At 44.7% G+C, this 15745-nt stretch carries 13 protein-coding genes and 1 pseudogene; 3 read left to right on the top strand and 11 right to left on the bottom strand.

The window, feature by feature from the left end; genetic code table 11:
• Positions 1–128: 128 nt before the first annotated feature.
• The gene (locus tag LFX17_RS16105; protein ID WP_319937447.1) at positions 129–1241 is read right to left on the bottom strand and encodes a PAS domain-containing sensor histidine kinase; all 1113 of its coding nucleotides are present in this window, start codon (positions 1239–1241) and stop codon (positions 129–131) included.
• Positions 1233–2033 (bottom strand): annotated as a pseudogene (locus tag LFX17_RS16100) (PAS domain-containing protein); the annotation flags it as partial. The gene LFX17_RS16105 and the pseudogene LFX17_RS16100, both read right to left, overlap by 9 nt.
• A gap of 309 nt (positions 2034–2342) precedes the next feature.
• Here LFX17_RS16100 and LFX17_RS16095 point away from each other — a divergent pair.
• Positions 2343–3230 carry an LA_0442/LA_0875 N-terminal domain-containing protein gene (locus LFX17_RS16095; RefSeq protein WP_238747318.1) on the top strand — a complete coding sequence of 296 codons (888 nt, stop codon included), beginning with the start codon at positions 2343–2345 and terminating at the stop codon, positions 3228–3230.
• Between the two features lie 43 nt (positions 3231–3273).
• Here the strand turns inward: LFX17_RS16095 and LFX17_RS16090 are convergent, their stop codons facing one another.
• The 3 genes from LFX17_RS16090 to LFX17_RS16080 form a co-directional block, all read right to left on the bottom strand.
• Positions 3274–6603 (bottom strand): efflux RND transporter permease subunit, encoded by a 3330-nt coding sequence (locus LFX17_RS16090; protein ID WP_255717833.1) that lies wholly within the window; start codon positions 6601–6603, stop codon positions 3274–3276.
• Positions 6604–6925: 322 nt separating this feature from the next.
• On the bottom strand, positions 6926–8029 hold the full coding sequence (locus LFX17_RS16085; protein ID WP_238731122.1) for a DegT/DnrJ/EryC1/StrS family aminotransferase: 1104 nt from the start codon (positions 8027–8029) through the stop codon (positions 6926–6928).
• Positions 8030–8264: 235 nt separating this feature from the next.
• A complete protein-coding gene (locus tag LFX17_RS16080) occupies positions 8265–8480 on the bottom strand; it encodes a hypothetical protein (RefSeq protein ID WP_238731120.1) in 216 nt (71 codons plus the stop codon).
• A 110-nt stretch (positions 8481–8590) separates the two neighbouring features.
• Here LFX17_RS16080 and LFX17_RS16075 point away from each other — a divergent pair, with 110 nt between their 5' ends.
• Entirely contained in the window at positions 8591–9634 is a 1044-nt protein-coding gene (locus LFX17_RS16075; protein WP_238731118.1) for a helix-turn-helix transcriptional regulator, read from the top strand.
• Between the two features lie 93 nt (positions 9635–9727).
• Here LFX17_RS16075 and LFX17_RS16070 read toward each other — a convergent pair whose 3' ends face one another.
• The 4 genes from LFX17_RS16070 to LFX17_RS16055 all read right to left on the bottom strand — a co-directional run bounded on the left by LFX17_RS16070 (position 9728) and on the right by LFX17_RS16055 (position 12650).
• Positions 9728–10909, bottom strand: a complete 1182-nt coding sequence (locus LFX17_RS16070; protein ID WP_238747316.1) for a thiolase family protein — start codon at positions 10907–10909, stop codon at positions 9728–9730.
• A 73-nt stretch (positions 10910–10982) separates the two neighbouring features.
• On the bottom strand, positions 10983–11447 hold the full coding sequence (locus LFX17_RS16065; RefSeq protein WP_238731116.1) for a MarR family winged helix-turn-helix transcriptional regulator: 465 nt from the start codon (positions 11445–11447) through the stop codon (positions 10983–10985).
• Between the two features lie 139 nt (positions 11448–11586).
• Positions 11587–12036, bottom strand: coding sequence for an acyl-CoA thioesterase (locus LFX17_RS16060; protein ID WP_238731115.1), 450 nt, complete (start codon positions 12034–12036; stop codon positions 11587–11589).
• Positions 12037–12227: 191 nt separating this feature from the next.
• Positions 12228–12650: a VOC family protein gene (locus LFX17_RS16055; protein ID WP_238731114.1), complete on the bottom strand. Its 423-nt coding sequence runs from the start codon at positions 12648–12650 to the stop codon at positions 12228–12230.
• Between the two features lie 732 nt (positions 12651–13382).
• Between LFX17_RS16055 and LFX17_RS16050 the strand changes: the two genes are divergently transcribed.
• Positions 13383–13718: an LIC10421/LIC12816 family protein gene (locus LFX17_RS16050; protein WP_238747315.1), complete on the top strand. Its 336-nt coding sequence runs from the start codon at positions 13383–13385 to the stop codon at positions 13716–13718.
• 215 nt (positions 13719–13933) lie between these two features.
• Here the strand turns inward: LFX17_RS16050 and LFX17_RS16045 are convergent, their stop codons facing one another.
• Together LFX17_RS16045 and LFX17_RS16040 are read right to left on the bottom strand one after the other, a co-directional pair.
• Entirely contained in the window at positions 13934–14209 is a 276-nt protein-coding gene (locus LFX17_RS16045; protein WP_238747314.1) for a hypothetical protein, read from the bottom strand.
• 57 nt (positions 14210–14266) lie between these two features.
• Positions 14267–15703, bottom strand: a complete 1437-nt coding sequence (locus LFX17_RS16040; RefSeq protein WP_238747821.1) for a hypothetical protein — start codon at positions 15701–15703, stop codon at positions 14267–14269.
• Between the last annotated feature and the right edge of the window lie 42 nt (positions 15704–15745).

Raw genomic sequence — 15745 nt, 5'->3', positions numbered from 1 at the left:
CTTTGTGTTCTCCGAGATTTAAATCTTCGATCTGCGATTTATTTCCAACGTCGAGGTTTGATAGTTTTGGATCAAACTTAAATCCAACGACGGGAGGAATTTATTGGTTTGAATTTTAAACTAATTGTTTAATTGTCCAACGGAATTTCGATAATAAACTTGGTTCCGATTCCTTCTTCACTTTCCAAACTGATCTTACCTTTGTGAAGTTCCACGATCACTTTGACGATCGACATTCCGAGCCCGGTCGTTTGTTCGCCTTTGAGTCCTTGTCGTTTGGCGCGAGTGAATTGATCGAAGATCGCCGATTGAAGTCCTAATGGAATTCCGATTCCCGTGTCTTCCACGATGATCATCGCCTTTTTATTCTGAGAATAAGAATGGATCAGTATTTCCCCGCCTTCTTTCGTGAATTTGAGCGAGTTGGAAATGAGATTCTCCAATACGCGTTGAAACTTAAGAAGTTCGATTTGAACCGGAATCGGATCGGTTCCCAGCTTCGCGTGAAGTTTGATCTTTTTGTTTTCCGCGTCCGGTAGATTTTGTTTTACGAGAGCTTGGATGAGATGATTTAAGTTCGCCTTTTCCGTTTTGAGTTTATAGTTCTCATTTTCCATTTCCGCAATCTGAAGCAGATCTTGGATGATGTTTAGAGTCTTATTGGCGGCTTGACTCATCATTCCGAGAAGTTCCGTGTTATTCGGATTGTTTGTTTGTTCCTTTAATAGTTCGGTTAAACTGATGATTCCGCTGATCGGATTCTTAAGATCGTGCGCTACGGCCGCAAGCAATCGGTCCTTGCTTTTGATGATCTGCGTGGTTTTTTTTTCGTAGTTTTTTCTTTCGGTGATGTCTCGAATGTAAATGGTAGATCCTGAAATCGTCCGTTTATTTTCGGAAAGGTCGTATATGGGGCATGTTAGAATTTCATAATAATTGTATGTTCCGTCTTCGTTCGGTATTTCCCATTCCCTTTTGATTGAATTGCCTTCGAACGTTAGATCGTATATTTCCTTCCAGGTTTTCGACATGTTCGAATCGAATTCCTCGATGATGTTGCTTCCTATTTTCAAATCTATTTTATATATTTTGAGGATCGCTTGATGAAAAAGCTGGTTCATCGTGATGATTCTGTAATTCCTATCGACGGACCAAATAGAATCTTGCGTATTCTCGATCAGAGCCCTTAAATTTTCCTCCGACTCTTCCAGCTTTGCGGAAATCGCGATTTGATCGGTCACGTCCCGCGCGATCCCTTCGATGCGCTCCGGTTGGCCGTTGGTATCCCGCACGATCCAGGAACGATCGCTGATGTAACGGATCTGTCCGTCGGGGCGTATGATCCTGTATTCCACTTCGTAAAATGGCTTTCCGGAATGCAGCTCTTTCAATTTCAATTCTGCGAGATATCTGTCGTCCGGATGGATCAAGTTGATCCAGAGTTGGTTGTCCTTAAAGAATTCTTCCGGTTCGATTCCGTAGAGTTTTTTAGCGCCTTCGCTGAGATACAAAAGCTTATATTCCTTTGCATCCGACGACCAGATGAGATCGTCGATCGTCCCTATGACGTTGCGGATCAGTTCGTTCTTCTGTTTGATTTCGTTTTCGACCTGTGCTTCTTTCGTTTTATCCGTTCCGACCCCGAGAAATCCCTGGAATTGATTTTGTGTATCTAACAGGGGATAAATCTTCCATTCGACATGCAGTCTCTCGCCGTTTGAGTTCCGAATATCGTAGGAATGCGTTTCCGGAAGGAGAGTGTTCTTTACGTTCTTTAGAATATCAAGGATCGTGTTTCTGATATTTTCCCGGAGGAACTGAATCCATTGAACCGCGTAGAGTTGTTGTTTACTTTTTCCAAAGACTTCGCAACAGGTTTGATTGATATAAGTGAGAGTCGTATCCGGCAGAAACTTACAAATAAGCAAAGGAAGATGATCGAGTATTTCGGATGATTCGGGTGAATAAACGTTTCCCGTGATCGCTGGGGTTTTCGGATTCAAATGTGATTTCCTTCTGATGTCCTTTTCCATTGGACGAAGAAGAGGAGAATGATATTCACCGTTTCGATTTCAACGCACAAAACCGCTACGAGGAAAATAACATACCTTCCGAATTCTTTGTCACAGATGACACCGCTCTTTTTGAGTTTATACATTTCTCCCTATTCTCCCGAAGAGAGTTGATTATTAAGAGACATCATAAATTTCGACACGATTCGAAAATCCTGCGCCGGGAACGGAAATTGAACCGCAATTTTATACGCCTAGAACATGCGAAAATCAAGACATTTTGAAAAAAATCAATTTGACTCTTTCTTTTTTTTGCATTCATTATGCGGAATGCGAAATAAATTTTTTCTCATTTCGATTATATTCTTTTTTTGGAATGAAACGGTTTTTGCCGATATTCTCTATCTCAAAGACGGCCGCGTAATTTTCGTAAAAGTCCTCAATCAAGACATGGATAAGGTCACGGTTTCGAACGAACGCGAAACTTGGGACATTGAAAAACGGAAGATTTCCCGAATCTCCTTCAATGAAGACGAAGAAATCTACGTTCGCAATCAACTTAGAGAACGGGATCGAATGGTCGCCGAGATCGATTTCTTAAAAAAGTCTCTGGTCGAAAAGGAAGCCCTCGAATCTCAGAGAAAGGAAGTATCCGTTAAAAATCACGATAATGCCAAAGGTTCGTTTTGGAGGAGCGCTGTATTTCCCGGCTGGGGACAATTTTATCGGGAAGAAAAGGATCGAGGCTATTTCTTTTCGATCGCTGCCGGTCTTTCTCTTTTGTTCTGGTATAAGTCGGATCAAAAGTATCAAGAACAAGGAAAGAATTTAAACGAAGCCGATCGATTCTCAACCGCCGCAGCCGCAAGCGGAGATCCCGTTTTGATCGCCGGAGCTTTCTTTCACGCGAACGAAATCAGAAATCAAAGATACCAAGCGGGAATTCAGGCTTCGTCGGCTTTGATTCTTTTCTTTACGATTTATACTTTCAACTTGATAGACGCTTGGTTGTTCGGAAGACCTTGGAACTTCTTTGCCAAATCTCCGGAAGAAAAAAAAGAATCGATCGAAATCAATGCGGCCCCGGATTCTCCCCAAAATCCTACCACACCCGTTTTACCCGAATCGCCGGATAGGACGGTTCCAATGTTGCCTCAATCGAATTTGCCCGGGAACGGCATGAATCGATGGGAAGTTCGATGGAGAATCCGTTTTTAAAACGATCGAGTCGCCTCGGATTCTCCATGCAGAAATTGGAATGTTATTTTTTTGGTTTTTTGGAAGAGGATTTTTTCGGTAATTCCACTTCCGCTTCTTCTTGGGCGAATGCCCATTCTTTTTCGTAGTTTGCCTGTCCGTTCGATGGATGCGACGGCGCGTGAACCAACGATGCGTTCATGTCGTAATCCGGACGGAATTTCGTTTCGATCCATTCTCTGAATCGATCGATGAATCCGAAGATCGACGGTACGACCACGAGAGTGACCACCGTGGAAAGAATCAATCCTCCGATGATCGCGATCCCCATCGCGGTTCTTGATTTTGCCGCTTCTCCCAATCCCATCGCGATCGGAACGGTTCCCATAATCATCGCGAGAGAAGTCATCAAGATAGGTCTGAGTCGAACCAATCCCGCTTCGTAAATCGCGTCGTTTCTGGATTTTCCTTCGTCTCGCATCGCTTGCATTGCGTAGTCGACTAAAAGAATCGAGTTCTTGGCAACGAGACCCATGAGAAGAATCAAACCGATCATCGAAAAGAGATTGAGCATCTCGTTGGTCAGAGCAAGTGCGAAGAAGGCTCCCGAAATCGCGGGCGGGATCGCGAATAGAATCGTAATCGGAGTGATGAATGATTCATACAAGGAAGCAAGCACGAGATAGATGAACACGAGGGCGAGTCCGAACGCGAGCACGATGTTCGCCAGAAGTTCTTTGAAGTCCTCGGATTGTCCTTGGAAGTTGTAACGAATTCCCGGAGGCGGAGGAAGTTCTTTCTTTAGAATTTCATCCGTGATCTTCGTTGCGTCTTGAACGGCTCCGCCCGGCGCTAAGTTTGCGTTGATCACGATCGTTCTTGCGCGGTCGATCCGGTTGATCCGAGAGGGTCCGGCCGTTTCCTTTCCGACGCTGATCGCGGACAAAGGAATCAGTTTGTTCGCGATGTTTGGAACCTTTGTTTGCCCGTACGCCTGTCTTAGGTTCCTTTGATCCGGACGAAGTCTCATTTTAACTTCGTATTCGATTCCCTTATCGTAGAACTTGCTGACCTGGTCTCCCGCGATCTGATATCGAAGTTCGGAACCCGCGACACCGGGAAGAACTCCGACGAGTTGCATTTTCAGGTTATCCAGATGGATTTGGTATTCCGGTTTTCCGGCTCTGTAATCCGTATCGATGTCCGCCAGGTCGGAAAGGGATTTCAATCGTGCGACGACCTTTTTGGAATACGCATCCATCTCCGCAAGATCTTCCCCTTTGATTACGAGCTGGAACGGATACTGAATCCCGCCGCCTACGGCGCTATAATCGGAAACCGCAGGTCTTGCATACGCGAAGGGTTTCAAAAGTTCGCGTATTTCATCTTTGACTTGTGTAGTCGTACGTTTTCGTTTTTTAGAATTTACTAATGCAACCGCGAGCGTTCCCGCGTTCGGTTCCCCGCCGTCCGGCTTTCCGATCGTAACCGCGATCATATCCATCTCGGGAATTTTTTTCAGAACGTCGAGAACTTGATCCGCAACTTGTCTGGTTCCTTGTAGGCTCGTTCCCGGAGGAAGATCCAAGGTGACTAAGAATTCTCCCTGGTCGTTTGCGGGCAGGAACGTACTCTTCACCAATTTCAAGGAAAGAATGGAGAGGATAAAAATTCCGAGAGACGCAAGTAGAACCATTCCCGGTCTTTTTAATGCGACTTTCATCACTCTTCCGTATTGTCTTTCCAGCCAAGTTTGGAATTTATCGAAAAGTTCGATCGCCTTGTTCGGTTTCGCGTTGTGATCGATCTTACCCGCAAAATACGCGGACAACATCGGAGCGACCGCGAGACCGTCGAAGAGGGAAATGAGCATCGCGAATACCACCGTCAAACCGAACTGTTTGAAAAACTGACCCACGATCCCGGAAAGAAATCCCACAGGTAAGAATACCGCGATCACCGTTAAAGAAGTTCCGATTACGGCTAACGTTACTTCGGTCGTTCCCGTTTCGGCCGCTTCGATTACCCCCTTTCCTTCCTCCAGTTTTCGGAAGATGTTTTCCCGAACGACGATCGCGTCGTCTACGAGAAGACCCACGGCCAACGAGAGCGCGAGAAGAGTCATGACGTTGATGGTAAAACCCATCGCCCACATCAGAACGAACGCACCGAGCATCGAGTTCGGAAGAGCGAGACCGGTAATCACGGTCGAACGGAAGTTTCCTAAAAAGAAATAAACCGTGATGACCGCGAGCAAGATACCGATGACGATCGCTTCGGTCACGTCCTCGACGTTGTAGCGAATCCATTTGGATCCGTCGCGGATCAGTCGGATTTTCGGTTTTCCGTCTAAGTTGGCGATTCCGTCGTTGAGTTTACCGATCCGTTTGAGAACTTCGTCCGCGACCGCGACCGTGTTCGCACCGGATTGTTTGTAAACGTCGATGAATAAAGCCGGTTTGGTTTCCTTTGTCGCGGCCGCAGTTTGTTCTTTTTTGCCTTTGAAAAAATTTCCGATTTTGGTGAAGACCGAAACTTTCTCTTCGATGCCTTCGTCTTTGGAAGCCCAGAGATAACCGATGGTTTCCTCGTCTTCGGTTCCGTCTCTTACGGTTCCGAGTTGTTTGATGAGAACCGCGTTACCAACTTCTCCGCTGAAGGAAACGATCGTGTTTTCGATTTGAGAAAGAGTTTCGTAGCGGCCCAAGGTTCGGTAAGAAGTTTCTTTCGAACCCGCTTCGAATTTACCGACGGGAACGTTTAAGCCCGCGGTTTTCAAACGATTCGCGATGACGACCGTAGGCATTTGATACGAACTGAGTTTGTTTCGATCCAATTCGATTTGGATTTCTCTTCTCGTTCCACCGACAATCTTAACCGAACCGACGCCTTGCACTTGTTCGAGTCTTGCTTTCACGGTTTCCTTTGCAAGGTCGTAGAGTTTTGCTTGGTCCAATTCCGCAAAGAGTGCGAGACGAACGATCGGCTGATCCGCCGGATCGAAACGAACTACTTTCGGTTCCTTGATTCCGGTGGGAAGTTTCGGTTTTACAAGACCGACCTTGTCACGAAATTGTTGTTCCGCGTATTTGATATCGGTGTCGAGGGTGAATTCACCGAAAACGACGGAGACGCCTTCCTGATTTCTGGAAGATATTTTTTTTAAACCGGAGATGGAAGAAAGTTCTTCTTCCAAAGGTTTGGAAACGAGTTCTTCGATTTCTTCCGGACCGGCTCCGGGATAAATCGTCGTTACGGAAACGACGGGAATGTTTACGTCGGGGAAAAGATCCACTCCCATTCTCCCTAACGCCACCCAACCGGTGAGAAGCATCAGAAGAACGATACTGCAAATAAAAATAGGTCGTTTGATCGAAAGCTGGGCGATATTCATGGACTACCTCAGTGTAACTACCAGTGAGCGCCGAGCTTCGTAAAAAAGAAATAAATAACAAATTTCCGTGAAGAAATTTTGAAATTCTCTATTAGAATTTACTGAATTCTCTTATTTAGTTTGAACCTCAATCTATCTCGAAACAAACGAAAAGTGTTGATTCTTTCCGAGATCGGATTGTTTCCAGAGGTCTGGAAATTTTTGATTGGTCGGAATTCCGTTTTGTTTCACTCAGAGAAATGTCGATCGCTCATCTCAGCTTCGCTGAGAGCTACTCGCGACGCTCCGCTGCTCGTTAGCTATTTCGCTCTCTATGGATCGCTCAATAGATTCTGCGGATCGCTTGGGAAATTCTTTGGATATTATCCTTTGTCAGGTTCGGATAGATCGGAATACAATGTCCTCTTTGAAAAAGTCTTTCTCCGTTTGGAAAATCCGTATTGGAAAGTTCGAGGATATGATGGATCGGTTCCTCGGCGACTTTTTGCGTTCCGATTTGAAGGGAACGGAAGTAGCGTTCCACTTGTTCGTAACTTCCCGGAGCGAGAATGATAAAACGGTTGAACGTGTCTAAGTTTGGATCTCCGTACCAAGTGTTGACGGAAGTTCCCGAGATGGATTGGAGATAAACCTGCGCGATTTTTCTCTTTCTTTCCAAGATGATTCCGATTTTGGAAAGTTGTTCGATTCCAAGAGCGGCTTGATAGTCGATCAGGTTGTAATCTAATTTCGGCTGGCCTTCTTTTCTTTGATACGGTTCTTTTCCCGCTTTCATGGCGCGGATTTTTTTTGCGAGAGGTTCTTGATCGGTGATGATCATCGCGCCGTTTCCGGTAGTGATCATCTGATCCACGGAAAGACCGCAAACCGCGATATTGCCTTGTTTGCCCGGTGCGAACGTTTCGCTCTGTGCGCCTAAGACTTCGGAAACGTCTTCGATGACCGGAATTCCTTTAAAGTCGTAGCGCTTTGCATCCGCAATGGAACCGAAAGAATGATCCAAGATGATCGCTTTTACGGAAGAATCTTCGAGCGCTTTAGAAAGTCCTTCCGGGCTCATATGGAAAGAATTTTTATCCAAGTCGATTACGACCGGAACCGCCTTTAAAAGAAAGATCGCATCCAGCGCGGAAACGGGTGCGAACGTGGAAAGAGCAACCTTGTCTCCGGCTTGAATGTCCAAGGAAAGAAGGGCGAGGTGATACGCCGCGGTCAGATGATTGGCGGAAATAACTTGCTTATAACGGAATGTGGAAGCGAAGGCTTTTTCGAAACGAGTCGTTACGTTTCCGGTGGTGAGGTGATCTTCCACGAGGCATTCCAGAACCGTTTTCAAATCCTCTCTGGAAAGAGTGGGTTTGTGGAATTCAATCTCCGTCTTTTTTTTAGGATTTTTTTCCAGAATTTCGGTTTCGGTGCTGCTCATATCCAACTCAAGCTCTTATAATTTTATTATGTCGCATTTTGGACCAAAATTGGATCTCGTAAAGATCTTTTCGGGCCTTGCAGACGCAGATTGTGAGACAATGCGAAAAAGTACAAGAAAAATCCGATCGAAGATCGGATTTTTGTGGGAACTCATACAAAAACACGGTTGAGCCGGATGTTTTATTCGTTCCGTTGAAACTGTGGGAACTCCTGCGGATTTGCAGGAATTACGATCAATCCTTGTGGAACAGTTTTCTTGTTCCGATCCAAATCTCCGGAAGATAAGCCCCGACGATAATCAAAACCAAACCGCCGAAGGTCCACTTCGTAATCAGAACGTTTTCCGTAAAACGGGTCAGACCCACGTTCAAAATACTGACATACCAGCCGACCGCGATGAGAATGATGCCGACGGTGTGAGGAATCACGTAATTCAAGATCGTATTCATAAGAAATCCTTTTCGTAAAAATGAAGAATGGGAAGATTTTGCCGGGAAAGCGATTGGATTCAAGTGGTTTTCGAGTTGCTGAGAATCTTGCGACTCGGAAAGTTTCTGCTATGTCCGAAAGTGAAACTTGGAACGAAGAAGACGAAGACTTTCCGCTTCCCGTCAAAGAAGCCGGAAAAACGGAATCCAGACTCTCCGCATTACTCTTTAATTTACTCAGTCATCATTCTCCCTTGAGTTTTACGAAGATCCGATCTTTGTTGCCGGATCATTATCAGAATCTGGAAAATCCCGATTCCGATCGGAAAAAACTTTCCCGAGACGTGGAAGAATTGGGAGAACTCGGATTTTTGGTTCGATCCACGCAGGAAGGATACGTTCTCGATCGAAACGTTTCCAATCGGGAATTGAAATTGGAAAAGGAAGAATTGCAGACGCTCGCGGAAACGATTCTTCGTTCGTATCAAGAATCGCCTTCTTTGGAATTGTATTCCTTATCCCAAAAAATATTCGAAGGAAAACTCGACGTATATCCCGAGCTGGAAATGGATCTCAAAACGCAAAAGAATCTGAGTCAAACGGAAGCGAACGTTTCGGAAGAACTTTTAAAGAAGTTATTGGAATCCTTAAAAACGAAATCTCCCGTTCAGTTTTTGTATTATAAAACCTTTCCCGAAGAAACGTATCGAGTCGAAGTCGATCCGATCCGCTTGATCCGGAAGAATTCGGAAGACTATTATCTTCTCGCGTATGATCGAAAGAAAAAGGAAAGAAGAAGATTTATCATTCCGAAAATTTCCAGGGTGGAAACGATCGCCGAAAATTCTTTGTATCAGCCGCAGGGGCAAAAGAAAGAAGTGGCGGGCGATTGGGTGTTGCACCCGGCGCTGTTTCAAGCTCACGATCCGATCGAAGTAGAATTAGTCTGCGATCCGGAATCCTCATACAAGGTCCGAAATTCCCTGTCCGAAATTCCTTATGAAGAATTTACACGCGATTCGTTCCGATTTAAGGTAACGAACCAAGAAGGATTGTTTCCCTTTTTGATCGAAGCCCGCGACGCGATTCGAAACATTCTCCCGGAAAGCGTCGCGGGCGCGTTTCGGAAGAATGTCGAACAAATCCTTTCCCATTACAACGAAGGAACGCCGTAGAGAAAAAAACAGATCGTCGTTTAAGGCAGCGATCGCCGAAATCCACGATGACCTTATGCGAGAAAAGAAACGTCTTTCGCATAAATATGGATTTTATTTTATAAAATTAGGATTTTCTAATACGATCGCGATTCCCTGTCCGCCTCCGATGCAGAGCGAAGCGACTCCGAGTTTCAAATTTCTCCGTTTGAGTTCGTACGCGAGTGAGAGGGTGACTCTGGTTCCGCTTGCGCCGAGCGGGTGGCCGATCGCGATCGCTCCTCCGTTCACGTTCGTTTTGTTCGGATCGAGTTTTAATTCTCTCATCACGGCCAAAACTTGGGACGCATACGCTTCGTTGATTTCGAAAAGATCGACGTCGTTGATTCCAACGCCCGCATTCTTCAGAGCATTCGGAACCGCAAATACCGGGCCTAAACCCATAAACTTCGGATCGCATCCTACGTTCGCGTAACCGAGAATTTTTGCGAGCGGCCTGATGCCGGAACTTTGAACCCTAGAATCGGAAGCCAAAAGAACCGAAGCGGCTCCGTCGTTGATGCCGGAAGCGTTGCCGGCGGTTACGGTTCCTTCTTTCAAAAACGCGGTGGGAAGTTGTTTCAACTGAGGAACGCATTCTTCTCCCCGGATTTGTTCGTCTTTGTTCAATAGAAAGGATTTCTTTCCTTTGGTCGCAACGGGAATCATTTCTTCCGCGAAGGTTTGCGAGAGTGTAGCTTTTTCGGCCCGCACCTGAGAGATTCCGGCCCATTCGTCTTGTTCTTGTCTGGAGATTCCGTATCGTGTCGCGATATTCTCCGCCGTCATTCCCATCGTGAGATCTACGAAACAATCGGTGAGACTTTGTGCGAGTCTGTCTTCCGCGATCGTGTCTCCGTATTTGTTTCCCCATCTCGCGTTTTTTAAAACGAAAGGCGCGTTGCTCATCGATTCTGTTCCTCCGGCGAGAATCAGTTCGTTCTCTTTGGAAAGAATTTTCCGCGCTCCGATCAGAATACTTTCCATACCCGAGCCGCAAAGACGATTGATGGTAAGCGCGCTGGATTGTTCGGATAGGCCGGATCGGAGCGCGATATGTCTTGCGAGATACGCGGAATCCTTGTCGTCTTGAATTACGTTTCCGTAAATCGCCTCTTCGATTTGATTGAGATCGACTCCCGTTTTACGAATCGTTTCTTTTGCGGTGACGACTCCGAGTTCGGAAGAACTGAAATCTTTCAGTCCGCCTCCGAATTTTCCGAACGGGGTTCTGGCTCCGTCGACGATATAAACCATGAGATTCTCCTTTTTATTAGTGTATATACACTATATGTTTATCTTTTAGACGCTTTCCGTTTCTCATTCGGGATCATTCTTCAAAATCGGATTGAAGAATCGGAAGTTTTCTGACTTCCGAGAGGATCGCAAGCGTTTCCTTGAATTTGGCTTTTCCCAAAGATTCGGTTAGCGAATCCTGCGCTTGTTTCCAAAGTTCGATCGCTTCTTCCACTTTGGATTCTCCCTTTTTCGTAAGAAATACGGAGCGGACGTTTCCCGATTCTTTTTTATCGATTCGGATCAGTTCGTCCCTTTTTAAAATTTCCAAACTTCTTTGAAGAGTGGTTCGATCAATGTCCGTGATTTTGGATAAGTCCGTGATACTGCATTCCCGTTCATACGCGATGCTGACTAAGATGGTAAATTGAGTGATGCGCAATCCCGCGGGTTTTAGAATAAAATCGTAATAGGACGTGATTTTGCGGGTGGTTCTTCGTAAGCTTACGTTCAAGCAGGAAAGTCCTATCATTCTCAGATCTTTGTTGGAAAGTTTCACGATCGTTTTCTCTATAACCAATCTTAAATACCGTAAGAAAAAAACAACCGGATCCTAGTTCGCAAGGATCCGGTTGGCAAGTGAAGCATGAATTACTCCGATTGTAAGGTTTCCAAGAAGCAGTTTTCGCGGTTTCGGTTTATACGAGCGCCGCTTCTTTCTTCAAAAAATGATTTTTAAATTCTCCCATTCTCTCGATCACTTCCGGCGGTAAGAACGCGGGTTTTTTCGTTTCAAAGTTGATCCACATTCCGTAAGAACGAACTCGGCTCACGAGTTTTCCGTCGGATTCCCGTTCCAGTTCCTGATGAAAAATGGCTCTTGTCTTTTTAATAAATTCCACCCTGGTTCTTACGATCACCGTATCGGGATATTTGAGATCGCCGAGATATTCGTATTCGGCTTTGTAAACGATCGGTCCGATTCCTTCCCGTTTCATCTTTTCGAGATCTACTCCCGAGCTTACGAAGGCTTTCATTTTGGCTTCGTCGCAATACGAATTATAATTCTGGTTGTTTACGTGTCCGTTTACGTCGGTATCGCTAAAACGGACCGGGATTCTGGATTCAAAGCGAAATTCTTCTTCCATTGGATTCTTCCCTTCCTTGGTGATTCTTTTTACATAGTGTATATGCACTATGTAAAGTCAAGAAAATTTTGAAACCGTAAGTCCGAGAATCGAGATCGAGTCGATTCTCGATTCTCGGACTTCTCCCGGTCGTTTTTATGGGTCGCGAAGGTGATGGTTCTTCGTTGCTAAAGATCGTTTTTAAAGAGGAATCACCATTCTCCCGTATTGGGCATGGAAGCCCAAGGTTCTTCGGGGGGTAATGCGTGTCCTTTTTGAAGAAGTTCGACAGAAATTTGATCCGGAGAACGGATGAACGCCATTCTTCCGTCGCGAGGAGGGCGGTTGATCGTAATTCCGCGGGATACGATCCGCGAACATGTTTCGTAAATATTGTCCACTTCAAAGGCCAAATGTCCGAAATTTCTTCCTACGGTATAAGGATCTTTTTGTCCCCAGTTGTAGGTTAGTTCGATTTCGGGTGCATCGGCTTCGCCCGTTGATAAAAAGACGAGCGTGTATTTTCCTTCGGGATGTTCTTTTTTGCGCACAACGACCAGTTCAAGCGTCATGCAGAAGAAATCGAGAGCCTTTTCCAGATCCAAAACGCGTATCATTGTATGTAGGTATTTCATGTTTTTTTCCAAATCCACGTTTCCCGGGATTTGAAGATTACACAATTCACAATTCGTTGTGAGGAGAATTATGTCGTTTTGTGGATTCAAATGTTGGAACTCCTTCAATTCTTCTTTGGAGAGGGGAGATTTCACGGATATTTACTCGCCGGATTCTCTGCGTGCTCGTCGGTTTATAGCGTTATTCCTGTGTGATTTGATTCTAAATTGAGTGGATTTTCTAATTTTTGATAGAGGCTGCTGCTTTTATTCTCAAATTTCTTAAAAACTAAATGTCTAAAAAATAGGCAAAGTTCGACGACTCTACATCTAACTGAATTTTATTCAAAATACGGCCGGAAAACGTTACTGTGAATACATTTTCCCCAAGTTTACGAAAAATTTTTTGAATATCTGCCTAATAATTGAAGAAGGTTGTGCTCAAACAAAACAACAGCGCTTCCTTTGAGCATGCTCTCGGGTTTTGTGTTTGTTGCGATCAAGTCCATAAGCAAAATTGCAATTACTAAGCTCAGTGCCGTGCGTTCGTATTCTTTTTGAGCCGCTTCGCAAGTTCGAATGTTTAATAAATATTGAATATTCAAAAAACATTAATCTCTGAATGTGTTTTAAGGAAAATTTCAAGAAAAAGAGCCTTAAAATTTTTTTTGATTTATTTCTTCGGGACGCTTGGTCAAATTGGTATAGAAGATTCGTTCTTCAAAAAATAAAAACTCATCTGAGGTTTCAATCATGAAAACAAACAAACTGATTTCTGTAATTTCCCTTCTTGGCCTTTTGGCTACAAGCTCCGTGTTTGCCGTATCGGAAGAAGTTGAAGATCAGCTTTTGGAAAAAGCGATTGTTGAAAGCGCAGTAACAAAAGAACAAAAAACTGCGGTTGGAAATTATCTGAAAGCCGTTGCACAACAAAAAGCAACCAGAGCCGAGGAACTTCGTGAACTCGCAAAAAGATCCACCGGCGGCAAATTTCTTGCAAGCAACGTTCAGTCTCAAAAATATCTGAAACAAGCTCAAGCACTGGAAAAAGAAGCTCAAAGATATCAATCCGTTCTCGGAAGTCTTTAATCTTTCTTCATTCGACCTGCTTTTCTTAGGTTGAATATAAAAAGGGCGTCCTTTGAGGCGCCTTTTTTATTGTACGAATGTTTGGATGTTGTTCGTGTGATTCGATTGCGGATTTCAAAAGAAAGGGATTCTTCTCTTGGAACAAGACGCGTGATTTGTCCCTTCAGACCTTGGTCGTATTATAGCACCCGCCGAGTTCGAGGTGCCTTTTGCTTTCAGTTCGTCTTAGGTTTGTTCGAAGCGGGCTCTCGGTTGGGGTTCGGGAAACAGCTCAAAGAAAGGCCTTCCACGAGGTAACAGATCGCATCCGGAGAAACGCATTTATGTCCGTCATCGTAGGTTTGTCCGTTCACAATGAGTTCGATCTTTTGACAAACCATCTTCTCCTTAACGTTCTGGGTTGCGTCCTGCGCTTCTATTTTGGAGGAAAGTAGGACGGCGAGCGCAAAAGAAAGAATGAGTTTCGGGACTGCGTTTGGGATTCGTTTCATGGCGATTCTTTAGATACCTTTCTTAGAATACTGACTCTTATTTCGTTTCTCTGTCAATCAAGGATTCAGACCGTTTCGCATCTTTGGATTGTTCCGAATCCACAGAAAATAGATCGGAATCGGGGAGAGAAAAATCAGAATCCAAATCCATTGGATTGAGGATTTCCAGGATTCATCGATATTCGTCCAAGAAGGTAAATACGGAAGAATCGAGTCCGGTAAAAAACCGGGCCTTTGGGCCTGGTCCGGTTCCATCGTATGATAGAGAGAAGCCGTATGATCGAACCAGGTTTTGCCGATCCAAATTTGATAAGCGACAAAGACGAATAGAATTCCCCAGGAAATCTTTCGATAGGCTCCGTTGAGAATCTTCCATCCTGCGATGAACGGCAGAAAAAACAAAGGAGCGGAACTCCATTGAAATCTTCCCGGCAAGGAAAGACATCCGTAAGAACAGGGATGCCCCGCATTGATTCCTAATTGAAGAATTATCACGATCCCCAGGAGAATCCCGACCTTACGGAGCTTTTGATCCCTAATTAGAACGATCCAACCGAACAACCCCGGAATCCAAATCAACGGATTTTGAAAGAAAAGGCCTTGGTTGCGGTCCATCCAAAGTCCCGAAAACACTGTGACCCAATGGGAAAAGTTAGGATCGAAGGTTTTATGAATGTTTTCACCGGCGCGTGAATACGGACCGATAAAGGATCCGAATAAATGAAAATTGTAAATCACGAGGCCGATTAGCGAAGCAAGCGCAGGCGCTAAAAGGATCGTTTTGGTTTTTGAGTCCCATTCTTTTTTCGATACAAAAGGCAAAGATAGAATAAGAATTGCGACGGGCAGATTCTTGAGATGAATCCATATTGACAGGCCGATGGTGGCGGAGTATATAAAAAGCAAAATATTCCTATTTTTGAATGTTTTGTTCGTTTCGAATGAGATGAGGATCGCGATTGCGGATGTCAATAGAATGCCGCTCGGAAGATCGGGGAAAATTTGTCCCGCGACCATTGGGAATGGGAGGCTGACCGAGTAAACAATCGATGTGAAGGCGGACTTGGTCTGCGAGAGACGGAGGCTTCTTCCCATGGAATAAAAAAGAAAAGGAAGAATGCCTGCGATTAGAGTTAGCGCAATCTTTGATCCTAAAATGCCGAAGGTTTTATATCCGATGAACGATAGCAAAGACGTTCCAATGGAATGAATGCTGTAGAATTTTTTGTTCCCGTTGTTTGCAGTGTTTGAAGGAACAAAAACGGTATGGTTTTCCACATCGACCGGTCCGATAATTTTGTTCGTTTTAGCGTCTTGGTCGTAGTTATTTTTTAAATCGAGGTCGCCATCTGCGGCAAGGCTTTCCGAGATCATTAAGTAATGAGGTTCGTCTCCCGTAATCGGGAGCTTCTTCTTTTTCTCCCAACTGAGTACGGTTCCGGAGTAATAAAGAGCGGGTAAGCAAAGAATGAGAATTAGGGTAAGTTTTCGCATCTTCGGAAGAATCTTTTCGTGAATCGGATTGTCAATCACGTT

Origin of the sequence: Leptospira sanjuanensis (assembly GCF_022267375.1) — a bacterium.
GTDB classification, from domain to species: domain Bacteria; phylum Spirochaetota; class Leptospiria; order Leptospirales; family Leptospiraceae; genus Leptospira; species Leptospira sanjuanensis.
The sequence above is the reverse complement of the archived record's forward strand: the minus strand, read 5'-3'. Positions and strand labels throughout refer to the sequence as shown.